Annotated in this window: 12 protein-coding genes; all 12 read right to left on the bottom strand. The window is 41.1% G+C overall.

The features are described 5' to 3' along the window. Positions 1–23 precede the first annotated feature (23 nt). The gene (locus BUE31_RS30240) at positions 24–3,413 is read right to left on the bottom strand and encodes an RHS repeat domain-containing protein (RefSeq protein ID WP_234997939.1); all 3,390 of its coding nucleotides are present in this window, start codon (positions 3,411–3,413) and stop codon (positions 24–26) included. Between the two features lie 18 nt (positions 3,414–3,431). Further along, positions 3,432–4,442: a hypothetical protein gene (locus BUE31_RS30245; protein WP_143167310.1), complete on the bottom strand. Its 1,011-nt coding sequence runs from the start codon at positions 4,440–4,442 to the stop codon at positions 3,432–3,434. An 11-nt stretch (positions 4,443–4,453) separates the two neighbouring features. Continuing rightward, a complete protein-coding gene (locus BUE31_RS30250) occupies positions 4,454–5,425 on the bottom strand; it encodes a hypothetical protein (protein ID WP_073407663.1) in 972 nt (323 codons plus the stop codon). Between the two features lie 652 nt (positions 5,426–6,077). After that, positions 6,078–6,413 carry a hypothetical protein gene (locus BUE31_RS30255; RefSeq protein WP_143167311.1) on the bottom strand — a complete coding sequence of 112 codons (336 nt, stop codon included), beginning with the start codon at positions 6,411–6,413 and terminating at the stop codon, positions 6,078–6,080. A 242-nt stretch (positions 6,414–6,655) separates the two neighbouring features. Next, complete coding sequence (locus tag BUE31_RS30260; RefSeq protein WP_073407665.1) at positions 6,656–7,120, bottom strand: nuclear transport factor 2 family protein; 465 nt, start codon at positions 7,118–7,120, stop codon at positions 6,656–6,658. Positions 7,121–7,293: 173 nt separating this feature from the next. After that, on the bottom strand, positions 7,294–8,373 hold the full coding sequence (locus BUE31_RS30265) for a hypothetical protein (protein WP_073407666.1): 1,080 nt from the start codon (positions 8,371–8,373) through the stop codon (positions 7,294–7,296). A 432-nt stretch (positions 8,374–8,805) separates the two neighbouring features. Then, complete coding sequence (locus tag BUE31_RS30270; RefSeq protein WP_159440772.1) at positions 8,806–9,231, bottom strand: DUF4265 domain-containing protein; 426 nt, start codon at positions 9,229–9,231, stop codon at positions 8,806–8,808. 12 nt (positions 9,232–9,243) lie between these two features. Then, complete coding sequence (locus BUE31_RS31265) at positions 9,244–9,399, bottom strand: hypothetical protein (RefSeq protein WP_159440773.1); 156 nt, start codon at positions 9,397–9,399, stop codon at positions 9,244–9,246. A gap of 83 nt (positions 9,400–9,482) precedes the next feature. Next, on the bottom strand, positions 9,483–9,923 hold the full coding sequence (locus BUE31_RS30275) for an SMI1/KNR4 family protein (protein WP_073407668.1): 441 nt from the start codon (positions 9,921–9,923) through the stop codon (positions 9,483–9,485). After that, a complete protein-coding gene (locus BUE31_RS30280) occupies positions 9,911–13,357 on the bottom strand; it encodes a DUF6443 domain-containing protein (RefSeq protein ID WP_073407669.1) in 3,447 nt (1,148 codons plus the stop codon). Before BUE31_RS30280 ends, BUE31_RS30275 begins: the two co-directional genes overlap by 13 nt. Before the next feature lie 18 nt (positions 13,358–13,375). Further along, positions 13,376–16,888: an RHS repeat domain-containing protein gene (locus BUE31_RS30285; RefSeq protein WP_143167312.1), complete on the bottom strand. Its 3,513-nt coding sequence runs from the start codon at positions 16,886–16,888 to the stop codon at positions 13,376–13,378. Positions 16,889–16,891: 3 nt separating this feature from the next. After that, the coding region (locus BUE31_RS31270) for a hypothetical protein (RefSeq protein ID WP_073407671.1) at positions 16,892–17,926 on the bottom strand (1,035 nt) is incomplete at its 5' end.

The following is a 17,926-nucleotide window of genomic DNA, read 5'->3' on the forward strand; positions in this document are numbered from 1 at the left end:
TAAGATAGGTGGTTAATAATATGTTACTGGCCCTGGTAATGATAGTCCGTGTGTTTTACTATATTGCCATCCTTGTCTTTTATATTAATCAGGCGCCGGAGGCTGTCGTATTCATAATAGGTTGTCATCCCTTTAGCGTCTGTACTGCTGGTCATTCCAACAATCGGATCATAGGTGTAAGTGTTCATTTGCGTGTTAACCGGATAAAAGCGCACATCGTCAATCTGACCGCTTAAACTTATCGTAGAGCTGGTACCGCTTACGGGGACGGTGCTGCTTTGGAGCGACCATGTGCTGCCGGATAATAGCCAATAAGTAAGTAGATAGCTTCCCGCATCGAGGTTGCTTAATGCCTTAGTATAGGCGCCAGTATGGCTATAGTTTCCTGTTTTTGAAATACCGGCCGTACTGTTACCGTTCCCTTCCTCAAAACTATCATAAAAAATATCCTTTGCAGGTGCATTGGTTACCTGCGCTACAGGATATTGCCCAACATAACCCCATTGATAACTGACTTTTGGGCCGCCTGTTTTCTGCTGTTCTGTCAGGTTACCATAAGTATCGTAATTATTTAACAGCATCCGGCTTTGTATAGCGTTACTGCCATCCTGGCTTTTAACTTCCTGTGCCAAAACATGGTTATTATTTAGCTGATAGTTTATCAAAAGTTTGCTGGCAATTACGCCGTTTACATACTTTTCTGATTCTATCGGTACACCCACCATATTGCGGTTTAGCATTGTATCAATAGCAGTGGACGCGGCGGCTGAAAGCGGGATACTGCTGTTAATATCGCCTTTTTCGAGTGCTGTGCGATTATAGCTGGTAACCGTTTGTCCTTTACTATCTGATTTTACTATCCTTACCGGCTGCATATTTGCCGCATTGTCATACAGGTAATTAGTTGTAGTCATTACAGAATCCGGCCCAGCAGTATTATAAACTGTTTCCCTGGAGGTATCATGCTGAACACTTTCAGAGGAGATATAGAATGCTGAAGCAGTTATACCGCAGTAATGATAAGTGTCGGTACATAGGCTGGGATCAACAAACGTATTATAACCTGCGGCAAAATTTATTACCTGGTTTTTTATATAAAAAGAATAGCTATTGCTAACCTGTTTTATTTTTTGTGTAGCATTGTAATCTGCCTGGAAGAGCAATAATCCCCTCCTCCATTCGCGGGGATCTGTCGGCGGATATGGAAATTGCAGTGAAACCGAAAGCCCGTTATCCGGCACATTGCTGAAATATGATATCGTTTTTCCATTGCCGCCAGTAGGGCCATAAAGCGTAGTAACAACCCCATACCCGATAGCTCCTCCCTGGATTGATCCTAACGAATATTTTGTTGAAGCGTTTCTGGTTACTTTAGTATAATTACAGCTCCCGGTTCCGTTCTGACTGGTAAGGTATCCGTTCAGTGAATCGATCGGGCTAATGACGAATCCGCTTGCATAACTAAAATACCGGTCATTTATTGGTGTTGAACTCACGCCGTCATAATTAATAACACTTTTAACCCTTAAGCCGCCAACCATTTGATTGATGGTTTGCATCCCCAATGACTGGCTGTAATTTACGGATGCATTAATGGTTACATTATCAGCAGATGAGGTAAATTCATCGCTGCCCACATTGGTGTAGATTTTTAAAGTATAGGTACCTGCCGCAGGTAAGCTGTAATAGGTGTTGCCGCTCCCCGCCAGTTGGCCGATAACAGTACCGCTGGAATTTAAGATTTGTGCATATGTCTGAGCAGACGGCATATCAGCTTTAATCCCCGAACTGATGCTGCTGGTAAGAATAAGCTGAACAGACTCGGCTTTGGTTACGCTAAAAGTTGAGCTTTTTGAATTCACAAAAGGGCTGGTATTAACTGTGATATTTAATGATGAACTAAGCGTGGTATTGGTAAACTGTTCGGAAGATATAGGAATACTGTTTGGCTCATAATTGAATTGGGTATAACCACCTGTAGGGTAAGTGATCTGCGTAAGCATCTCTGCCTGCATATATGTTCCGTTAAATGCTCTTGATCCACCCAAATCGTGGTTATTAGCCGGTGTAAAGCCGCTTGAAGGATTACCGGGCGCTATATAGTTGCTTGGCGGGACTAGTGTTGTATTGGATGTTGCGCCGTTAAAAAACCCCATATGGTCCTGTGCATAGGATCGCCTTGACGGCAAATGCTGTGGGTTATATCCGAAAGACCAAAGCTCGTAGGCTGAATTATCAATTGCTAATCTTTTCAGGCTGAGCAATTTTAACCGTTTATGAAAGTATATTGTATCGCCCGGATTAGTAATAATATATTCATTGCCGTTAACCGCCTGTGAATAGGTATAATTAAACTGGTAATCATCAATGTACTTGCTTGCAAGTTTAGAATAAACTTTAATTTCGGACAGTGCGACACCGCCGTTCAGATCTGATCTGCCGGTTGCTACAGGAATAAAGGTAACCTTTGTTAAATCAGATTCTATTGACGCTAAAGACAAAGCGGTAACTAATTGATTTTCGGCATGTGTTGTTACCGGGAAATTGGTTATGGTACTACAACTTCCGCTTCCCCCGGTATTGTATTGTATGGCATCGCTTTGCGTTATGTGTGTGTCCTGGGTAATAGTAGCGATTGTGTAAGTAAAATTTACTACTTCGCCATTTGGTGAAGTAATGCTTTTTAGGTACCAGGAAGAGTTATAGGCAATTCCGCCTACGTTATTACCGTATCGCGTATTATTATTACTCTCTGTAAAGTTGCTACCGCCTCCGAATAGTAATTTGGTGCCATCCTCCATAATCACAGTCCAGGAGTCGGCCATTGTATAAATTATTTTAAGGTTGCTGTAAGGCATGGTGGTTACTGAACCATCTGCCTTTAGCAGTAACCTGTATGACCGCCCCATCGCGCTCAGCGTATAAATATCCTGCTGGCTGTCCCCATTCTGATTAGCCGCATCAACTCTCTGTCTCTCATAATTTCCGGTAACTACTTCGGTAGAGGTAAAGTCATTTGGGTTGGAATAACCGTTAGCATAGGTGAAATAAGTGTCCTCATCCGGTAATCCCCTAACCGTTCTGCTGATCAAGCCACCGGCGTTTAAACTAAAGCCCAATCCCACCCATGAAGCGATGTCGCCTACCCGGTTTCCTGATGCATGATAAGAAAGACTAACAGGCAAACTAATATTTCTACCCTTTAGCTCGTAAATGGGGATACTAATTTCCGGAACGCCAGTATACAAACTGACCGGCCATTCAGAATACCTTATTAAAGCGGAAGCATTAGGTGATGGCGGTATAGGATTACGCAGATTTTCTAAAGATTGATCCACCTGGGCGTATGCAGTATATTGTAACAGGGCTAACAGGGTAATAATTAATATCCGGCTCTGTGTTTTAAAATGCATGATTTTCATTGGTAAGTATTATTTAATGTTTTTAATTTTTGCAGGCGCCGCTTCTTTTTCAAGTTGATTTTTTATTTGATTTATTTGATCTTGTTGCTCACTTAACTGCTTATCCTTCTCAATCAAATACAATGTCAGCTCTTCCACTTTTTTTACTAAAACCTTATTCATCTCGCCCAGGTTAAGGCCGTTCTTTTCAACTTCTGCGGCGGATGGCACATCGGGTAAATGGTGGTTTTGGTCGATATAAGTTTTTACTTCGGTTAAAGTGGGGAGCTTATAGGTTGGTTTAAAAACAAAGTCGGGCCAGTTGGCATACGCCTTAACCGTCATTGATGTGGCGATGGCTGTGCCGTTTACGGCAAATGTGTATCCTTTAGTATCGGTTGTAGCTATACCAACATTACCATCTTTATCAATAAACATTCTTTGATAAACGGCAGTTCCATTCGAAGTTGCAAAAATCAATTTACCTGCAGCATTCAATGTGCCATCGCCTTGAAGAGCAGATCCGATGTATGCCATTCCCTGGAATCCGGATGAGTTTTTTGATATCCAGGTTAATGTACCTGCACCACTTCCGTCTAATGTTGCGCCTGTGCTTAATACTAAATGCGACTGACTGTTTGCAGTTGTATTGGAATTGAATATTTCGATCACTTTGTTATTACCACCATGAAAGTACGATGATGGGCTTGTTGTTCCAATACCAACATTCCCGTTTTGGTCAATGCGCATTCTTTCAATTGTATTGGTCCATAAAGTCATTACACCATTACTTCTTTGTATAATTCTAAAATCTAAACTATTCCAGGCATTAAATTGGGCCGGGTTAATACTAGTTGAAGTGAGACTTAACAAGTCGCCTGTTCCATTAATTTGTAAAAGACCATTTGATGACGTTGTTGTTCCAATCAACACATTTCCGGTGTTCGTGTTATAGATAGTAGTGCCGGATGGTGTCCATTGTGCTTTACAGGTTACTGAAAATGCTAAAAATGCGATGGTTGTGATAAAGAAGATTTTCATTTTATGACTGGTTATTGCTGTTTGATTTTTTTATGATCCAGATTATTAAGATTTCTTTTTAATTCGTCAATTTGTTTTTGTTGTGATTTTAAGAGTTTCGACTGCTCCTCAACAACCTGATTCGTTTTCTGCTGATCAGCCAATTTTTTGTCCTGTTCAATCAAATAAAGCGTCAGATCTTCAACTTTTTTCAGCAATACCTTGTTCATCTCGCCCAGGTTAAGGCCATTCTGTTCAACTTCGGCAGCTGACGGCACGTCTGGTAAATGGTGATTTTGATCGATATAGGTTTTTACTTCGGTTAAAGAGGCTAATTTATATGTTGGCTTGAAAACAAAATCGGGCCAATTGGCATAAGCTTTAACAGTAATTGAAGTTGCTATTGCCGTGCCATTTACAGCAAATGTGTAGCCCTTGGTGTCGGTTGTGGCTATCCCCACATTGCCTCCACCAAAATAATAGTTGCTGGCATAAAAGCCGAGTGGTGTATAGCCGGTATTTGCATCATTGATGCACACGATGCCCGATGCCCCGGAATAACCGCCATTTACATTTGTGGCGAATTGTATATGCTGATTAGCTGCGAGCTTGACATCCAGCGGTGTAAGGGGGCTATTTGTTCCAATGCCAATGCTGCTGTTTAGATTTATAATTCCCTGCGAGTCAGTAATTACGGTATAGCCACTAAATTTTTTAATCGTTATGGGATACCCACCTGTTCCTTCAATAATTCGTAATTCGGGTTGACTTCCAGAAGTTATATTGCCTATAGCTAAATTTCCGCCAACAGCGAGCGCGAAACTTGACCCTAGATTATTCCAGATTGATCCCACCTGGAGAGGATAAGCAGCGTTAGTGGTTCCAATGCCTACATTATTGGTTATAGTTGTCGGATAAATGTTACTGCCTGATAAGGTCCATTGGGCCTTACAGGTTATTGAAAATGCTAAAAATGCGATTATTGATAGTGAAAAAGTTTTCATTTTATATGTGTTTTTGGATTAATGGCCAGGTTATAATGAATGAATTTTGAGCATACACTTCGGCTTGCAGAGGGAAAGGATGTGTGCAAATGGCTGTAAAAGCAAATAACTGCGAATGGCTTGTGTTAAGTGAATATATTTCATGAATAAGATTTAAGCAGGGCAACGGGATACCCCGGAAGATTTTCGGGAAATTACACATTTTATTTAAGTAACAATTATAATACAAGGTTTTTTGTGGGTCATTTTTTCATTAGTCATTCGTCATCTGTCATTTGTCATTGGGGGATGAGGGACTTAGCGAGTGGGGGGGCTTTACTATGACAAATTTTTAATTAATCTTGCAATTTTCTCTATGTCCCCTCAGCCTTCGCCGCTTTTTTGTGGCGGCGCTCGTTAGCGCGTTCGTCGGCTTTCAGCAAGGCTATTTCTTTTTGGTATGTTTATACAACGTAAAGTTATTGCCGGGTATAGGCATTGAGGTATCGAAACGGGGTGGGAGCGTTGTGCTGTGGAATAGTATCTTCAGGGCCTTTGCGCACCACGGTTCGACAGGCTCACTGTGACATCCTGTTTTTATTTCTGCATTGGCATTTACCTGTATAAGTGCGTCTTCAGAAGCTGCGTGGTTTGGTTGGACATGGGGGACAAATTAATTAGCACATTCAATTGGCAAAAATTGAAATCTGCTCCTGGTAAAATTAATTGCCTTGTGATTTATGAACCAGGATTTTCCCACGTAGTTTTCGATTGCACCAAATCCGAGGACTAATTTTTGGCTTTTCTTTAACAATGCAATCGGATTCCTGTAAACTGTTCTATTGGCGCCATCGGCGAATATGTAGTCTGCAAATAAAGTGTCCTTTTTAAACTGCCCTATAATTTCGCCGTGATCAAACTCTTTTTCCAGGTCATATGATTGAGGTTCTGAATATTTTAGCACTAACCTACCATAAATTTTACCGTTCGGCATTGTTTTAAATTTCAAAAAAGCGCTGTCTTTTTGATAGATAGCTATGAAACACTGTTCAGGATAATTGATAAGTTTATAATTATCACCGCGAAGCGGTGCTGTATTTTTTGTGTAGTGATTACAACTAAACGAAAACAATGAAATAAAGAAAATTAACTTATAAAGTTCATCTTTCATCTTTAAATTGATTTTAGCTGTTAATATTTCTGTTGCGAATTTTTAAATCCCCCTGTATCCCCTGCTTGCGACAGCGGGGCCTAATGTCCAACACTGATTACCCGGGTAACCGTCCATTGGCCATCCTTGAATTGCCAGGTATGAATAAACTGATATACACCTATCTGGGTTTGTCCATTTTCTATATGGATAAAACGATGCGTTCCTATCTCGATTGCGCCAAAGCCCGGGATAGGGTAAACTTCAAGGCTGCCGGGAACCAATTCACGGTGCAAGTCCGGAGTAGCGGCAAAGATCCCTTTAAAGCCACTGATGACCTTTTCGTAGTTTTGTAATCCGCCACGGTCATGATAGAATTCAACGTTTGGTGCAAATACCTTTTTTATAACTTCCAGGTCGTGGGTGTTAAATGCGTTAAACATTACACTGTCCATGTGAAAGATCGTTTGGTACAAAGCTGAATGGGTCGGCTTATCCTGTGCGGAGGCTGATTTAATGATAAACAAAAATGCCAGGCAAAAAAATATTCTAATAGCGGTTTTCATGCTCTAAAAATAAGGAATTAATGATAGGAACTTTGAATGACCTGAAAAGATTATCTCTGCCAGTGCACACATGTTGCGTGTTCACATAGGCAAGTAGCCCAATATAAAAAATCAGGAGTTTTGCGTGGTATGTATTTGGTAATCGGGCACGCGGAGCCGGGTTTGGAAAGCACTTAGGATATTTTGATGATCCCCGGCAGAAGAGCACTGACCACGGGGGCAAGAATAGATAAGGCAACTTTAAAGCTTTCAAGCGGAGATTCTGCAATCTCGAATTTTGCGGACAACTTTTTTCCTTCATCTGTATCCGGAGCATTCCTGACCATAGCGGTCCCTTTGCTGCGCAGGCGATAATAGATAGGCAAATAGAGCAAGGCCAGGTACAGGGTAAACACCATTCCGTACATATAGGCAAATTCTTGCGGGAATATGCCATTTTTGTTTGTGCCGGTTACCTGCACCTCCTGTATGATGGCGCGCCTAAGCGCATCCGTGGTAAAAATAGCCAGTACAATAATTGCAGCGTCAACCGACAGCAAAAACTTAAGCCGCCCTTTTAATAGCAAAAAATTGTTCAGCGCTACCGCTAATTTTCCGGCTTCCATATTGGAGACATCATCCGGCAATGCGCCAATTGCATCGTTAATGAGCAACTGCCCGCACATGGCCATTAAACCGGTAAATAGCGCGATAAAAATAAATACGTTGAGCGCACGGGGGTGGTTCAACAGCACATGGCTGTCTTTTAAAAAGGTGAATAACATCATCACATAGCGGTTGTTGTTAGTTTGGCATATAAAAATGCCCAGCAGCAGGGCTATAAGCGCCGCCTTGCATATATTGGTCCATTTTTGTCCGAATGTTTTGTAAATATCCCGGATGGTTTTAATAATTACCGGAGCCAGGGCCATTGCGCAGGCAACGGTTACAGCAATAAGTACCATCCAGATCAAAAACGGCGTGTTATAAGTTAGGTATAGCTCAGCGTAATTAAGCGTAACTTCCGGTTTTGGTAGTTTTGCCGGGGCAGGAAGCCGCATGCTGTTTGGATGAATTACTACCCTCAGGGTATCCACAAGTGCAGCTTGTCCCTTAATAACCGTGCCGGACGAATCTTTCACAGCCCAGTGCTGGACGCTATTGGCGCTCATTTTGAGATCCCAGGTTAGATAAGTAATGGTTCCCATTAATCCGGCTGCGCCCATCAAAATGATCAATACAATATGCCTGGCACGCGGTAGTTGTTCTTCCATGTTTTAAGGTTGGGGTGATAAGTGGTTGTGAGCTAAAGATAAAATAAAATATTCGAAAGTTATCATTTGATCCTAACAATTCCGATCCGGCTTTTTCAAATGGAACCCTGCGCTATGATTTAAAGCAATACAAGTTACTGTGCTGGGGGATACTTAGCAGGCGGGGTACTAGCCTTTGCACTTTGGCCTGGTCCGTCATACTTAGCGCCAGAAGAGGGGATTACGGCTCAGATATTAAAAGTACAGTTTTGTGCTTATAATTTATATAGTAAAATAGCCTGCAGGTTGTTTTTCCTGCTGGCTATTTGCTTGTTGGTTACCTGTCCTGCGGGCCACAAGCCGGGGACGCTTGTGGCAGCGGGGGACTTTAAAGCTAAAAAGGCTTATGCCCATTAAATAACAAAGCCCGGCGTTTCGGCCGGACTCTGTCTTTCAATCTATTTTATGAGCTAAACAGGCTTCCTCATAACTCCATATTTCATTTTTTTCACCCTCTTCAAGAAAGTCCCTTATTGGTTTGTAATCTATTTCGGGTGAAATATCAACTGATATTAAAGTTGGAATATTGCCTCCTTCATAAGAACAGCCCATATTTATGAGTCGTTCTGTCACTTGCTTAATAGTTTCTTCGTCATAAAAAATTATTCTTACGGTACTATGCCCTGATTCTTCAATAAGGTCTGTAACATATAACTCCCCGCTTCTATCCTCAACCCTTACTAGATCTCCCCAAGAATATCCGGGTGCATAAAAAAGAATGTTTTTTAATATATAATATTCGCCCTTTTTTTCCGCCCATGCACTTTCTAATGCATAATTATCTTCAAAATCATTGTATTCAAATATTATCTTTTCCATGTTCATGTTTTGTTATTGATGTGATGGTGGCGTGGGGATGTTGATGCGTTTCAGCCAGCCGCGCTCGTTGTATTTGTAGCTGATGTCCTGCAAAAATGGTGCTGCCCCTGTTGCGCCGTGCAGGTGCTGTGGCAATACAATAAAAAAGTAGCCCGCCTGATTAAACAAGCGGGCTACTTTGCAACCGGGGCACGAGTAGCCTTTACGCTTTGGGCCGGCCCGTCATACTCGCGCCAGAATGAGGGATTCCACTAATCATAATCATAAAGTATTTCTGAATCTTCGATGTATAAATCTATGAATGTTTCAAGTGAATTCGCTATCGGTTTAAATCTTCTTTTATGGGGTATAATACCAATTTCGTAGCTATTACCCTCGATGTTAACACCATACCACCAACTCCCTTGCATATAATCAATAAATATTGCAACATTATAAAATTCATCGTTTTTATCGAGCGAAAACTTTTTGCCCATAGTTATAATATCTTCCTGCCTATAAAATAAGAAGCCTTCATGATCACAATCAGCAGTCCCATTAACGTTTTTATATAATTCTTGGAAGTCCTTTGGCAATGTAATGTCAGTCCTATTTAACATATAATTTACCTCCACAGGATTAACATATTCAAAAGAAACATTATTTCTCTTCCAATAATTTAATAGTTTACGAATTAACTCTACTTTGGCCATAATTGTATTATTTTTTCCATTAATGCCTTTCTCGGTAACAGATTTATGTTTCCCGCTTTTCTTGGATCTAAAAGCGACTTAGCATAGCTTGCCAATTGCTTGTTTACCCATTCTTTGGTTAGACCTTTTTTTGCAAAACTTTCAACCGTTTTCTCCGTTAAGCTTCCGGTCACCGACTCAGTTTGTGCAACAGCTTCAGCAGTTTGCCCCTCTCCCCACCCTATTATTTCACCCATCTCAGAAGAAGTCAATGTTGTAGTAACCACAGCTTCGTCAGCACCCGCTGCAAAGAACTCGCTACCAAACTCGGATAGTAAAACAACAGTTGTAGCCACTTCTATTTTCGTTAAAGTAGGACAATGGCAATCATCCTGGTTCCAGTGTGCTGGTTTATAAGAATGATGATACAAATTAGTATATTGATTATCATCAGCATTTTCTTTTTTATGAGTTCTCGTAGCCCTTATTGCAACTTCTTTTAACTGTATAGGTTTTGGCTTGGATTTAGGTTTTGGTTTTCCTTGTTCATTGCCGGAAACATCTTCAGTCTCCATTCCATCCGGATCAATATTCTTAATCGGGTTATCTTTCACATAGTTATAAGGTGACATTCTCCTATACTCTTCAGCCATCGGGTCGATAGTATTCCACCTTGCTATTACAGGATCGTAGAAACGTGCGCCATAATCATACTGTCCTAATTCATCCTGTAACTCCTTCTTATTGTAAAGGTACTTATTTGTTCCATTAATTTGTACATGCATGTTTAACCCAAACGGATAGTAATCTTCTTCGCCGACTTTGCCGTTGGTTTGGTCAAACGTTACGCGGTTGTTGCCAAGGTGGTCGGTCAGGGTATATTCGTAGGTGTAAGTACCCGCGTTATTATTTGCCCTGCCTTCTTCGGTTTGGATGAAAGCCAGTGCGCCATTGGTGTACTGGATGCCGCTGATATAATCTGTATTAGTAGTTACGCCTCCGGCTGTGCTTACTTTTCGGAGTTTTTGTCCATTGGCATCATAAAAATAGGCGATGTTTATATTGGCACCGTCAGTCACCGTTTGCGGCAGGTTGAGCAGGTTGTAATTATTAACATTTGCGCCTGTTCTGCCATCATGCGATACATTGCCGTTTCCATCATAGGTATAAGTACTGCCGGTTACCCCGCTGATGGTGCTGAGCTGGTTGTTGGTATAGTTATAAGTGCCGGCATTTCCATTCCTTGTTAAGGAGATAATATTGCCTATTTCATCATAACTGATCCCTGTTTCGCTGAGGCCTGTAGTGCTCATGCCCGAATTTAAACGGTTCATGGGGTCGTAAGCATACATCACATGCTGTTGTGTATGTGGCGTAGGAGTGTTGTATGCCCAAAATATTTGCTCGGTTATATTACCGTTGTAATTCTTAGGCGTTGTAGCAAACTTAACCGAATCATAGCCCAACTGCTCCGAAAACATCCGGGTTGCCGTTGGCGCCATTGCCGGGTCATTGATCCTTTTCAGCCAGCCGCGCTCGTTGTATTTGTAACTGATGTCCTGCAAAAAAGGCGCTGCGCCGGTTGCACCGTGCAGGTGTTTGGCCATTGCCTGCCCGATTGGGTTATAATCGTTTTGAGATAGCAGGATGTTTGTCCCGGTGTTTATTTTCTCAAATGTTTGGGTTTTGCGGCCCATGTGATCATAGTTGTAGGTATTGGCTACTGTTAAGCCTAATGATGCTGTATTGCTAACGTTTTTATAGTGAAGCCGGGTTGTTGCAGTTACCTGGTTGGTGAAATTATAACTGCTGCTTACCACATCATAGTTGTACGGGCTCAGCGTACCGCCAAGATAATGCTGCTGGTAGGTTTTTACATTGCGGCCCAGGTCATCGTAATAATGTGCGGTGCACAACATATCAAGGGTACTGCTGTAAGTAGTATTCAGCACCAGTGTTTTTGTTGCGGTCAGCAAGCCTTTGGTCATGGTGCTGTTGCCGCTTACTATAAAGTCCGGAGGCAGGCTTGGGATGTTTGTATAATCATCATAATAGTTGATGGTAAGAAACTGCGCAGGCAGGGCATACGTTACTATTTTATAGCCGGTGGTAGTATCGGTGTAGTCTCTTGAATCCCATTGCGGCCCGTTGTTGATGATGGTTTGCAAATCGCTTTGGCTTTGGCCCGCGGATGGCCATAAACCAGTCATGATTACCCGGCCCTGAGCATCATATTTGGTTGCTATCCACTGGTTAGTTAGCCGCAGTACGGCATCCTGCGAAAGCACCACCTTGTCAAGGTTGTTGTATATCAGATATTCCCAACCCTTGTTGGGGATCTTTTTTTGGATTACCCGGTTCCGCTGATCATAATGATAACCGTAAATGTAATTGGTAAACGCTACGTCGGTTTCTAAAAATGAGGACGGGTAACCTGCACCTGCCGGGTTTGGCGGCATTACATACGTTAGGTTATCCAGGTCATCATATATATAATAGGTGGTTGCATATTGCACTGGCCCGGCCGGAAGTTGGTTTTTTTTACAAATTACCTTACCTTGCAGGTCTTTATACTCAATACTGGTATAACCGTTTTCATCGGTTGTGGTGGTGGAGTAAAGCGTACCGGGTGCGTAAAAACTATTGCCTACAATGCCATTGCCTGCGGCATTTACGGCCCACAAAAACACCTCGTTTGCTGCATTGGTGCCATAAGCAATAGTTACGTTATGCCCGTTTCCAGGCTGCCATGACTGGCCGGGGGCACCCTGCTCTACTACCCGGTTCAGCGGCGATGGTTCAAAAACAGTGGTTGCTGTTGGGTAAGCTGTATTTACCACCCCGTTTGCCTGTTGGGTTAATGTGCTACCCGGCGGATGGTAAAAATTGGGCTGTGCCGTTAATGCATCCGTTTTATAGCTGCCGTCGCTGGTGCCCGTTGTGATGGCATAGGGCAGGTATTTGGTTGCTTCGCGGCCAAACTGATCATAGGCGATGGGCTGTACAAGGTCTATTCCAAGCGGACTGCCTTTTACCTGCACGGTTTGGATAGGGCGGCCCAGGCCATCAAGATATTGCACAGTTTGCATCATTCCGCAGGCGTTACGGCTGCGCAGCTTGCTGGTATCGGTAATGCCACTGATCCTTGGCGCCGAGGTCATTACATAGTTTTTATCGTTGCTGGGGGCGGTGTTTAAAGGGATACAGTCGCTAATATACAGGCGCAGGTGCTGCCCTGCCGTTGGCGTAAAGCTAAATATTGGCGTTGCCGTGGTGATCCGGATATTGTTATAATAATCACCGGGGAGGGGGGTGCCCGTCATGGGTGCGGTTACAAAGGTTTGGGCTTGGGAGCAGAAAGCCGAAAGCACAAAGGCGAAAGGTAAAAGGCGAAAGGCAAAGGGTAAAAGATGAGCCCTTAACCTGTTTTTTATATTTATATGCTTAATTTTCATGGTTATTGCGGTTTAGGGTTATTGCTGATAATGATAATCCATGTGCTTGATAATGTTGCCATCTTTATCCTTTATGTTCATCAATCGCTGGAAGGGGTCGTATTCGTAATAGGTTATTTCTCCTTTGGCATCGGTTGAACTGGTTAAGCCAATCAGCGGGTCATAAGTGTAGGTGGTCATCTGGGCATCAGATGGGTAAAAACGGACATCGTCTATTTGATTACCTACTGGTATGTTGATTGTATAATTACCATTAGCAGTTACCACTACTGAATTTGTTTGAAGATTCCATACATTTCCAGATCTATACCAATAGGTTAAGGTGTAATTTCCTGAATCTAAGCCAGTTAATGCTTTCACATAGGGCGTTGTGTTGGTAATATAACTATAATGCCCTGTTTTAGCATCGCCTGCTGCACTATTTCCGGAACCTTCTTCAAATCCGTTGTAAAAAACATTATTTGCTTTTGCGCTTTTAACAACTGCTACAGGATAGGCATTGTTATAGCCCCATTGATAGCTTGTTGCAGGGCCATTATATTTAGAGAATTCAAGTAGGTTTCCAAAAGTATCATATTTAGTGAAATTTGTTGTTATCTCAGAAGGCTGATTGTTAGGATAAAAACTTTCATAGCTTTTGGGAACAATTAAATTAGTAAATGGCTCCCAAAAGTGGTTAAACTGAGAGTGTAAAAAAGTTGTATTCTTATATAGGGATTGCTGCAAAACAAAATTCGTCATGTGTTTATTGACCATATCAATGCACACAGTTTGATCTGCAAATTGTCTGGCTTCAAAATCTTCTGGGTAGAAGTAATAATTAAAAATACTATCCTTTTTACTGTTGATTAGTTTACTTGATGTAACATTAGCATGATATGTTCCATTATAAGCGTAACTATTAATTGTACTGACCGAATCCGAATTATTATAATAAACTTCGTTCGAAGATGTTAAAATTTTAGCAACATCGGTTAAATAGGAATATTTCCCAAATACATAATAATCATAAACTTTATCAGGATTAGGAGCATCCGCAGGAGCTGCTATGAATGTACCGATGGTTAAGCCATACACCTTTGTAGGAGATACACCTTTTTGATTATAAAAAAAATCGTATTTATTTACAAGTTTATTTACAAGTTTACCATTTACATCATAATCTTCTTTTGAAACAAGTTGCCCTCTGTTCCAATCATAATCTGTATTTTCAGAAAAAGGATAAGAATTAGGGGTAAACGAATAGTTTGCAATGTTAGATACCTGATCAATCGGCGATCTATAAATTTGTGTTGCATTATAAAGGCCATAGCTATAAGAATCATTGATTTCTCCTTGGGTTCCAGACAGATCATATTTATAAATGGTTTTTCCTAGTGTTCCATTACTGATATTTTTAATTATTTCTGTAACTTGTTTATATCCTATATTTGATCCCGATGTAGATCCTAATGGCGCTTGACTGACACTACTTCTTTTAACCTCATTTACAATATTCGTATAACTACCATCTAAAAGCCCCATCCGTGGAAGACTTATAACTCTGCCACTAGATTGATTTGTATCATCTGTATAAAAATATTGCCTGGAAGTGGCGGGATTTGAAGAAGCTGTTGCATCATAGTTATCTAATTGCTTTATTCTTAATCCACCTCCGCTATAGGTTTCTCCATCATAGAAAAAAGCAGAAGGTTCATATGTATAAATGGTATATCCTCCAGTAGGATAGGTCATTTTAATCAGTGACCCTGCTCCAGTATATATTGGGTTTGGTAAACGATCTGCCGCATTAATTTGACTACCCCAAACTACTGTATTTAAGTAGGTGGATGGAGAGCCTGAATAATTGCTTTTAGGATAAATTCGAAACCGGTCATCTCCTGCCAAATCGGGATATATATATATTTTCGGAATCAAAACCTGATTGCCCGATGCTCCATTAAAATATCCCCATAAATCTTGTTGGTATGAAAACCTAAAAGGAAGCGCATAAGTCGTATCATAGCTAAAAACAAAGGGAGGTCTTTTACTATTATTATTCCCAATCTCAAGTAAACTATCTAACCTTAATCTTTTAAAATATGAATTATAACCGGTCTCGGTGTTTACATGGTTAGTGTTATTTAAGTTAAAGCTAGATAGTGTTGCACTTTGAAAATATGAGTAATTAAGACTAAATGATTTTATTAATTGGTTTGTTTGTTTTTGATAAATATTTATACCTGTAATTGCTTTTGCTATACCGCTACCATTGGTTGCAAAAGTTGCCTGATTATCAACATCTAATCTATTTAATTGTGCAGGAAATGTTATAAGTTCATTTGGTGTAGAAATACTAGTTAACCTTTTAGCGCTAGTAGTGCCCCAAAAACCATTTTTTTGATTTTGAAAAACTACATTTCTTGTATTTTCTGGACTATTGGGCGCCCCTGTTTCATAGTCTGGTAAAGCTTCGTAAGACCTAATTTGGTCATTTTCATAAGTAAAATCTATTTCCTGACCATTTGAGGCAATTATTTTACTTAAATACCAACTTGAATTATAATTCGTTACCGCATCACTTGTGCCAGAAGTATAGACTTGGCTGAATGAGCCATCAGAAGTAGGACGACTAAGTAAATTAGCTGTAGGATTGTTGTTTGATGTACTTATAACATCCTGGTAAATGTTTTCTACATCATTAAAAAAATAAGTATTTCCCTTGTCGTCTATTATTGTAAATGAATTTAATTTTTTTGAACTATCAAAGGTGAAGGAAATTTTCAAATCTTGAAACGGAATAGTTTTTGCTTCTATTTGACCACTTTCGACATTAAAAACAAATTTTCCAGAAATTCCAGCAAAATTAAAATAAAACACATCAGGGTCAAGGTCATAATAAGGACTACCAGAATAAAGCATATAATCTGGTCCAGGTGATCCATAGTACCAATTAAGTAAATAACTTTTAAGATAGGCAGGATCGGTGCTTGTTGGATTAAATAATTCAACTAAATTAACCGGTTTTTGCCATTTACTAGGTAGAGATGAATCATTGTGATAAAATCTTCCAATACTCACTGTACCGTCAATATGGCCACTTGTATTGGGATACAAATTAGCAGCTAATGGATCAGAATCATCAGGTGACCCTTTAACTACACGGGTAATCATGCCGCCTGCCAATAATGACCAGTTCAAGCCAACATCCGATGCCTGTTCCTCAATCTTTACTCCACCTGCCTGATAGCTTAAGTTTATTGGCAATTTAAACCCATTTGCTAAATGAATTTCGTATAGCGGAATGGTAATTTGCGGAGTCCCGGTATAGAGGGAAACGGGATTATCAACATATTTCCCCAAAGATGAAGTTGTAGGAGGGGATGTATAAACCCCTGCATTTTGACCTTTCACTGTTAGTACCCCTAAGAAAAACAAACAAAAACTATATAAATGAAGCTTATATTTTAATGATCGATTGATTATAACACTTTGAGTATTTATAACTCTATGCGATAAGTTTTGCCGGAAATAAATTATTTTCTTTTTCATGCATTATTTTTGTTTAAGAGTTAATTCCAATTGCTTTTTAAGCGTATCTATTTGTGTTTGCTGTGATTCCAATCGTCCTGTCAACAATTTATTGGTTTCCTTTTGTTCTTTCTCAGCCCTGTCCTTCTCTATCAAATACAGCGTCAGCTCTTCCACCTTTTTCAATAGCACCATATTCATTTCGCCCAGGTTAATGCCATTCTTTTCCATTTCGACAGCGGCTGGCACATCGGGCAGGTGGTGGTTTTTATCAGTGTAGGCTTTTATTTCGGTAAGTGAAGGAAGGTTATAGTCTTTTTTGAAAACATAATCGGGCCCGGTTACAGTCAGATCAACCAAAACCGATGTGGAGTGGACGGTTCCGTTTACCGTTAATCTTGCATCGGGGCTTGGTGTGCCTATGCCCACATTGCCACCCCGTAAAATAACCATTTTTGTGTCAAAGGCGCCTGATGCGCTGGGGGCGGTATCAAAATACAGGTCGCCGCCACCACCTGTTTCTACCCCTGCAACTATGCGGGCAACCCGGAAGGTTGAGGGTGTTGTATTTGAATTGTAGTTAAACTGAATACCAGCAGCATTTGCATATCCGGCACTGGCATTGTTTGATGCTACTACAATACCTGCAACTCCTGTTGTGTTTCCAACAATCGATAGGTTTGCTCCGGGGCTCGTTGTTCCGATCCCAACATTGCCGGCTGAATTGATCAGCATTCGCTGGTTCCCGATAGATGGGCCGCCTGTGGCAAAAGATATTACGCCGGCAGTGTTTTCGGCGGTAAGGAATAGCCCGCCCGCACCGGAACCGCGAACCATTGTACGATCGGGACCAAACAGCCCGGTTAAAAGTTGGCCGGCTCCCAGGTATTCCAGGCTGCCGAAAGTACCACCAGGTAATCCTGTTCCCGGTACTGACCCAACAATAAAGGACGCTTTTGCATTTGCGCCCGGGTCGTTGTTCACTACCGTTGAAATTGTGGGTCCGTTCGTGTTTTTCTGTACCTGCAGGAGTGATGATGCCGCAGGAGTAGCGGTTCC

Origin of the sequence: Mucilaginibacter sp. OK098 (assembly GCF_900142915.1) — a bacterium.
Lineage (GTDB): Bacteria > Bacteroidota > Bacteroidia > Sphingobacteriales > Sphingobacteriaceae > Mucilaginibacter.